8 protein-coding genes are annotated in these 7,382 nt (G+C 62.6%); 2 read left to right on the forward strand and 6 right to left on the reverse strand.

Features of this window, described 5'->3' with window-relative positions; all coding sequences use genetic code 11:
• Positions 1–164: 164 nt before the first annotated feature.
• The gene (locus H7C19_RS31310; RefSeq protein ID WP_185673019.1) at positions 165–1,433 is read left to right on the forward strand and encodes an S-layer homology domain-containing protein; all 1,269 of its coding nucleotides are present in this window, start codon (positions 165–167) and stop codon (positions 1,431–1,433) included.
• Positions 1,434–1,687: 254 nt separating this feature from the next.
• Here H7C19_RS31310 and infC read toward each other — a convergent pair whose 3' ends face one another.
• The 3 genes from infC to H7C19_RS31325 all read right to left on the reverse strand — a co-directional run bounded on the left by infC (position 1,688) and on the right by H7C19_RS31325 (position 4,233).
• Positions 1,688–2,179 carry a translation initiation factor IF-3 gene (infC, locus tag H7C19_RS31315; RefSeq protein WP_185673020.1) on the reverse strand — a complete coding sequence of 164 codons (492 nt, stop codon included), beginning with the start codon at positions 2,177–2,179 and terminating at the stop codon, positions 1,688–1,690.
• Between the two features lie 264 nt (positions 2,180–2,443).
• A complete protein-coding gene (locus tag H7C19_RS31320) occupies positions 2,444–3,535 on the reverse strand; it encodes an acyl-CoA dehydrogenase family protein (protein ID WP_246470127.1) in 1,092 nt (363 codons plus the stop codon).
• A gap of 98 nt (positions 3,536–3,633) precedes the next feature.
• Positions 3,634–4,233 carry a YqaA family protein gene (locus H7C19_RS31325; protein WP_185673022.1) on the reverse strand — a complete coding sequence of 200 codons (600 nt, stop codon included), beginning with the start codon at positions 4,231–4,233 and terminating at the stop codon, positions 3,634–3,636.
• A gap of 235 nt (positions 4,234–4,468) precedes the next feature.
• On the opposite strand from H7C19_RS31325, the gene H7C19_RS31330 reads away from it, so the two are divergent.
• Entirely contained in the window at positions 4,469–5,101 is a 633-nt protein-coding gene (locus H7C19_RS31330) for a DedA family protein (protein WP_185673023.1), read from the forward strand.
• A 164-nt stretch (positions 5,102–5,265) separates the two neighbouring features.
• On the opposite strand, the gene H7C19_RS31335 is transcribed toward H7C19_RS31330, so the two are convergent.
• The 3 genes from H7C19_RS31335 to H7C19_RS31345 form a co-directional block, all read right to left on the reverse strand.
• Positions 5,266–6,336: a polysaccharide pyruvyl transferase family protein gene (locus H7C19_RS31335; protein WP_185673024.1), complete on the reverse strand. Its 1,071-nt coding sequence runs from the start codon at positions 6,334–6,336 to the stop codon at positions 5,266–5,268.
• A gap of 110 nt (positions 6,337–6,446) precedes the next feature.
• Positions 6,447–6,623 (reverse strand): hypothetical protein, encoded by a 177-nt coding sequence (locus H7C19_RS31340; protein ID WP_185673025.1) that lies wholly within the window; start codon positions 6,621–6,623, stop codon positions 6,447–6,449.
• Between the two features lie 19 nt (positions 6,624–6,642).
• Positions 6,643–6,837, reverse strand: coding sequence for a hypothetical protein (locus H7C19_RS31345; RefSeq protein WP_185673026.1), 195 nt, complete (start codon positions 6,835–6,837; stop codon positions 6,643–6,645).
• Positions 6,838–7,382 lie beyond the last annotated feature (545 nt).

Raw genomic sequence — 7,382 nt, forward strand, 5'->3', positions numbered from 1 at the left:
GCCCGAGCGCCTCCTTCATGTTCCATTCCGTATCCCCAGCCCCATTCGAATCAAGACTTTAGACCGCTCGCACAATAGGCGGGACGACCGTTTTCACGCCGCAGCCATTGTGATTAGCTAAATAGTGTCGGATTGTATCGTTTAATGACACTAGGAGGACAGCCATGCGGCAGTGGACACTGATAGCTACTTGCGTTGCATTACTCTGGGCCGGATCGGGCGGTGCGGAGGCTTGGGCCGCCGGAACCGGAACGGCCGCTACCGCAGCTTCGACCGGAAGCGCTTTTAAGGACACCAAGGGCCATTGGGCCGAGAAGACCATCGCCCGTTCCGTGGCGAACGGCATCCTCGACGGCTACCCGGACGGGACGTTCCGTCCGAACGAGCCGGTCAAGGTCGACCAATTCATCAAGATGCTCATCCTCTCCGAGACGGACAAGCATCCGAACGGCGAGCGCAGCTGGAACCCGAAGTTCCTGCAATCGCTCACCGCGGACAATCAGAATATCCTGAAGCAGGACTACCGCTACTTCGACTTCAAAGCGAACGCCGTCGGTTATTGGGCCAAGCCCTATATTGACGTGGCGAGCGACCTGAACTTCCTGAACAAGAGCCGATACGCGGACTTCCAGTCGAGCATGACGCGCCAGAACGTGGCGGAAGTGCTGTACTACACGATTAAGGAGACGGAATTCCTCGAGGACGATCAGTTCAGCCTGCGGCTGGCCGCCGCCTATGGGGACTTGATGAGCGGCTCCGACCGCGAACGGCGGTTCATCGCCGAAACGCTGGCCAAAGGCATCATGGAAGGGTATCCGAACGGCTACTTCGGCGTCGGGCAGACCGTGACGCGGGCGGAAGCGCTCGTCCTGCTGGAACGGCTGACGGACAAGACGAAGCGGTTGGCGGTCCAAGCTTCCGCGAAGTCGCTGGAACGCGAAGTGCCGACGGGCAGCGGCGGGCGCAAGGTCGTCGTCTTCCCGAACCGCCGGATGTACGATGCCTATGACGTTCTCGTGCAGGCCGGCGCGCTCCGCGGTTCGAATCAAGATCTGTTCGAGACGACGCTGCGGCTGTTCAAGGACCAGGAGGAGAAGGACGGCGTGCTGAACAAGCAAGCCGCTGCCGGTTCTGCGGCCGCGACGGAGGAAGCGGCCTTGTGGCTGGATCCGGTGTACGATACGTACGGGATCACGATGCGGCTGCGCAGCGGCACGCTCTCGAGGAACGCCGAATCGGTCAAGACGTTCGGCAACTATCTGTTCGGCTACAACGCGGCCACGTTCAACACGGCGTTCATGGACGTCTGCAACCAAGTGGCACTCGGCAAGCAGACGGAATCGAAGCAGCTCGCGATCGGCGACGATACGGTGAGCATCCAGGTGGACATGACGGCGAAGACGGTCATCTTCTCGATCGCGAAGAAAAAGTAAAGCACGCTAACGATTAGCGCCGCAAACAAGCAACAACGGCTCCGCGTCCTCGGAACAGGGCGGCACGTTTGGACCGGAAAAGGTTAGCTCGAACACGTTCGGATCGGAATGGGCGAGGCTTATCCTGTCCGATCCGAAGCAACAAAGGGGAGATTCCTCTGCCGAAGTCGGCAAGGAATCTCCCCTTTGCGCTGCGTTCACATGCCAGCCCGGCGCGAATCGGCCTCCCTGCCGGCGCCTGCCGTCAAGCTTCGTCACAGCGGATTCACGCGGACCGCGACCTGCTTGCCGCTAACCTGAATACCGGTCTCCCGCTTGCCGACGCCCGCCAGGTCCTTCAGCATGCGCTCGGTCAGCTCCTTGGCGCGCGGACCTTCCTTCGAGCCGGACAGCTTCACGACCAACTGCACCGCATCGCCCGACGCGAGCAGCTTCTCGGATTGACGAAACTTCGTCTCGTAGTCGTGTTCTTCGATCTGGGCGGTCAATCGGATCTCCTTCACCTTGACCGGCTGCGAAGCCTTGCGCTCAGCCTGCTTATCCTTCTGCGCCTCCTGCTTCGCGCTGCCCCGCGCGACGAGCTTGCAGGGCGGCGGACTGCTGAAGAGCGACGTGCACACGAGATCGGCTTTCAGCCGCTTGGCCGTCTCCAGCGCTTCCGCGCGCGGCACGATGCCGAGATCCTCCCCGTTCAGGCCGGTTAACGCGACTTCCGCCGCTTTGATCTTTTCGTTCATGATGATCATGCTTGGGCTACCTCCAGCATCCGCGTTCTACGCTTTGGGTTGTCATGGGCTCATTATAGCACGCCGTTCCTTGATGAAGGGGCACACCTATCGACCGAACACGAATCCAGCGCGTTTTCGGCTTCTAATGGAACATCGTTGTTCTAAGGCGAGCATGGAAGAGAGTTAACTTGATCGGCTCCTCGATCATCCCCGCTTCGAAACGCATGCAGCGATGGCCGCCGACTGGCGGCCATTCTGTCTGCCAGGGTCTTCCCGCCTCCGTCATCCAGCCTGCTGCGCCGTTTCGCCCAGAACCGAATGCTGCGCCGCCGTGTGCAGATCGCGCCATGCCTTGTTCGCCGGCCGGTCCTCCATCAGCACCGACATCCCCAGGTGCGGAAAGGCCGCATGCGCCGCCTCAACCGCGGTCCGTGCCGCTTCGCAGCTCGCGAGGCTCACCTGCATCGAAGCCTCCTCCGCCAGCGCCCCTTCGCCGACGTAGGCCGCCCAGGTCGAATCGACCGTCTCGTAGAAGACGGCGGAAGCGGCCTCCAGACGTTCCGCTGCCGACGCGATCGCCGCCAGCGCCCGCTCGAACCGGGCCGGGTTCGATGCCGTCCACTCTGCCTGGCGCGGAAGGACGAGCTCGCGCGCTTCCTCCAGGAATCGCCGGCCGAGGCCGATCACGACGGGGGCGAACGAGACTTGCGCGAACGGGAGGAACGGGTACCGGTAGACCGGGTCGTCGTAGCGCGGCTCCGTCCGGATGTCGAACGTGAGCGCGTCCGGAACGAAGACGTCCCGGACGACGATCGTGTGGCTCTCCGTCGCTTGGAGGCCGAACGCCTTCCAGTCGCGCTCGATCGCGACCTGCGCCGGCATGAACGCGAACGAACGGATCTCGGGCTCTCCGTCCTCGGCGCCATCGCGCGCGATGATGCAGTTCGCCGTGAAGAAGGTCGCGAAGGTCGAACCGCTGCAATATTTCCACCTGCCGCTCGCGACGTACCCGCCCGGCACCCGCTTCGCGCGCCCCGAAGGATGACCGCTTCCCGCGATCAGCGCGCGCCGGTCCGTGAACAGCCGCTGCGCTTCCGCCTCGGGCAGCGTCGCGGAGAAGAAGCCGCCGCCGGCGCCGATCGCGAGCAGCCAGCCCAGGCTCCCGTCCGCCCAGGCCGCGCGCTCGAAGATACGGGCCGCCTCGGGCAGCGGCGTCATGCGCCCTTCCAGTTCGTCCGGCACGAACAGCTTGAACAGCCTTTCCTCGTAGATCCATTCCAATAACGCGGGCGTCGAAGCGCCCGCCGCCTCCATCCGGAAGGCATCCGCCCTGATCCGGCTTACGACCGCTTCCGGAATGATTCGCTCTGCCAACATGCCATCACCTTTGTCCTCTCATGATCTCTTCATTGTAACACGAGAGGTTCCGGGACGGGACCGTCGGGACGACCGCGACGCGCGCGACTGCGGATTCACATCGTCTCCCCGGCATCGGTATCCTTCCGGGCTTGCCGTTTCCGTCTGTACCGCTTGCGGAGGTAGAGGAAGAGGATCAGAAGCGGAACCGCGCAGAGGAAAATATACAGCGAGACACCCTTGACCATCCCTTCCGCCGCCCGCCCGTAGAGATAGAACAACAGACCGACGATGTAGAACTTGGCCGCCCTGCCCAGCGCCGCATACGCGATCAGTCGCCACAGCGGGAAGTTCATGCAGCCGGACAGGATCGTGAACACTTTGAACGGAACGGGCGTGAACGAGCCGATGAGGATCGCCGCTTCTCCGTTCTTCTCGAACATCCGCTGGGCGGCGTCGACCCAGGACTTCTTGAGAAATTTGTAGAGGACGCCGTTCCCCAGGCCTTTGCCGATCAGGTAGCCGACGGGCGTGCCGAGCAAGCAGCCGATGTACCCGACGGTAGCTAGCCAGAGCGCGTTGGCGGGATCGAGCAGGCTCAGAGAGACTTGCAGGAACAAGGCGGGAATCGGGAAGATCACCGCATCGAAGAACGCGTGAACGAACAGCCCCCAGGCGCCGAAATCCATCAGAAAATCGATTACTTTATGAATCATCGCACCTGCTCCCATATGATGAAGATCACCTTTTCCAGGTATAGTCTTAGGTTACGCGTTCATGACCGCATTCGCGAGAAGTGGAGGTCCAGTTTCCGCTTAGACCTAAGACCTGTTCCATGCAAGCCGGGGGTCTGTTCCCTGTCGCGGGGCCTCTTGGGTAAGCTGATCCTATTCGAAACGCGCGGCCGGCGGCGGACAACGCTGTCACGGGCGGGTCGGGAGGAGGGGAAAGATGCATCCGTTGGATTGGATCGAACTCTGGTTCGCCAAGTACGGCTATGGGGTGCTGCTCATCGGACTGCCGCTGGACGCCATCGCGCTGCCGCTCCCGCCGGGCAACACGACCTTGACTTATACGGGCTACCTGTCCTATAAAGGCGTCCTCCGCCTGGTGCCGGCCGTCGCCGCGGCCTATACGGGAGCCATCGCGGGCATGACGATCACCTATGCGATCGGATACAAGCTAGGTCAGCCGCTTATAGAGCGGTACGGCAAGTGGCTGTTCCTGAAGCCGGAGCATCTGGAGAAGACGAAGGCCGCCTACGAGAAGCACGGGAACAAGATTCTGCTCTTCAGCTTCTTCATGCCGGGCGTCCGGCAGTTCATCGGCTACTTCGCGGGCATCATCCGCGTGCCCTTCCGCACTTTCGCCTGCTATGCCTATGCAGGAGCCGCGCTTTGGGTCGCCGCGTTCGTCGGGATCGGCTACGCGTTCGGAGATCAATGGCAGCTCGTCTTCCAGGGGGTGGAGCGGTATTTGAAGGTGGTCTGGATCGCGCTCGCGGCAGTCCTGGCCGGCGTTCTCTTCCTGAGATGGAGAAGAAGAAGACGGCGGATCCGCGAAGCTGCGGACCGCCGTCTGTAAGTGACTGCTATAGGGATATTGGGGTACCGGGATGGTTCCGCGGCCGGCAAGCGCGCCCGCCAGCCGGGGAGAATCAACCCTGAAGCAGCGCCGACATGCGGCGGCCACCCGCTTCTCGTTTTTCCTCATCCGCTAATGATACCAGAGGCGCGGGAAGGCTTGGACTAGAATAATTTGACCGCAAAAGGCGCCGTCAAACGCGCCCGCGCGATGCGACGATGCACGTCCACCCGCGCCGCGATCCGCTCCCGGTCCGCGATGGCCCGGAGAGCGAGCGGCGCGAGCCGCTCGCCCAGCTTCGAATCGCTCGTCGGCAAGACGAACTCCGGAAGCTGCAAGGCATGCATGAAGTCGTACGACTTGAAGCGGTACCCGAGACACACGAACGGCACGCCGGCCGCGGCGGACATCACGTTGGCATGCAGCTTCAGATTGACGGAGGCGTCGAAGCCGCCGAGAAGCTTCAGGTACCCCTGTTCGTTGTAAACGTTCGGGTCGAAAACCGTCCTGTCCGGGTCCCCTACCCGCTCGTACAATCTGCGGCAAGCGGCCTGATCCGGTCCCCAGACGACGTAGTAGTACAACTTGCAGCCTTCCCGGAGCAGCGCGCGGGACGCCTCGACCAGTTGTTCCTCCACCCGCGCCTCGTTCGCGCCGTAGATCCGATTGTACGCCGTCCCCCAGTTGATGCCGATCCAGCGCTCCCGCTCCCGCGCCTGAGAAGCGCCCGCTTCCGGCTCTCCGGCCAGCGCCGCCGCGAGCAGGCCCGGGTCGCCGCTCTCCGTTATCCTGTGCGGAAGGATGCCTTGATTTTTCAGATACTCGAGCGTCCACGGACCGCGAACGCCGCAGTAGGCGGCGCCATGAATCGCGGTCGCGAGCCGCCCGCAGTAAGCGTCGCTCTCCTGCAGCCGGTCGGGTATCTCCACGCCGGCGTCCTCCGACTTCTGCCGGTTGATGCAGTCGTAGCCGCTCCCCCAGATCAGCACCCGTTTCCCCCGTTCCACGGCTTGGCAGAGAATATCGACGTAGCCGGGTATGAGAAGCGATCCGCCTCCGAGCACCACCGTGTCGTATCCGGACACCTCCTTGATCTCCACGCCCGGCAGGGAGGGGATGATCTCGTATTGATCGGCCGGCAGATGGCGGTCGGCCAGCGTCTTGAACAGGCGCCACATGAGCTCGTCCCCGAAGTTGTTGAAGCCGATCCTTCCCAGATACAAGATTTTGCGCAACGCGTTCACTCTCCCTTCTCCCAATGAATTTCCTTGCGATCGGAGCTCGCTTGCCGGTAGATCTCGCGCAGGCCGACGCCGATCCGGTGCGCGTCGAACTCCCGCCGCACCTACCGCAGCCCCTGCTCCCCGGTGCCGCGCAGCGCCGCCGAATCCGAGAACGCCTCCCGGATCGCGTCGGCCACCAGCGTCTCGGTCGGCCGGCGCGTCGAGCCGAGGCGGATCAGCGACTTGACGAGGCTCAGGACGCGCGTCTCCGCGCCCCCGACGGTAAGGCTGTCCATCACCATCGGGACGCGCGGCGCTTCATTCTTCAACCGGATGCGTCCGTCCCCGGCCGAAATACTTCAAGGAGCGTTGGAAGGGGCTTCGCCGGTAAGCGTAGAGCACGTCCGGCAGATTCTCCACGTTGCATCGCTCCGCGTTCATACTTTTTGGGATGAACTCGTAATCCTCCGCTCCCTTGACCCGGCGCGTATGGCCGCCGATCCGGTCGAACAAGGTTCCCCCGCAGCATGATCGTCCCGTGGCAGAAGCAGTGTCCTCCCGCCCGATACGTCTTGCCGATCCGCTCTCCGTACCGAAGCCGCGATACCTTCGCGGCCTCCTCCTCGCCCTCCCGGTCGGCATCATAGACGCCCCGCTTGTCCTTCGTACCGGCTATGAACCGCATCGAACTTTATCTTCTTTCCTCGGGGCTGCTTGTCGCCCTATACAAGCTATACAAGACTTGCGGTCTGTGACTCCACGAATCACAGCATGCGGCGCAAATTGTTCGAATCGTCGGGGTCCTCCGTCCCGGTTCGGCGGTTCGCCGGCCGATGGCCGATGGCCGTTGGCCGAACTTCTCCTCGCAAGCCGAGCTGAGGATACGTTTTTCCGATAGAAGCGATCGCTTCCGCTTCGCCAATGGCAGTCCTGCCGCTCTAGCGATAGCATGTATCGTTACAGCGGCGAAAGACGCGCCCCAACCTGCTCCAACGATAGCATGTATCGTTACAGCGGCGAAAGTCGCGCCTCAACCTGCTCCAACGATAGAATGTATC

This window comes from Cohnella nanjingensis, assembly GCF_014212125.1.
GTDB lineage: Bacteria > Bacillota > Bacilli > Paenibacillales > Paenibacillaceae > Cohnella > Cohnella nanjingensis.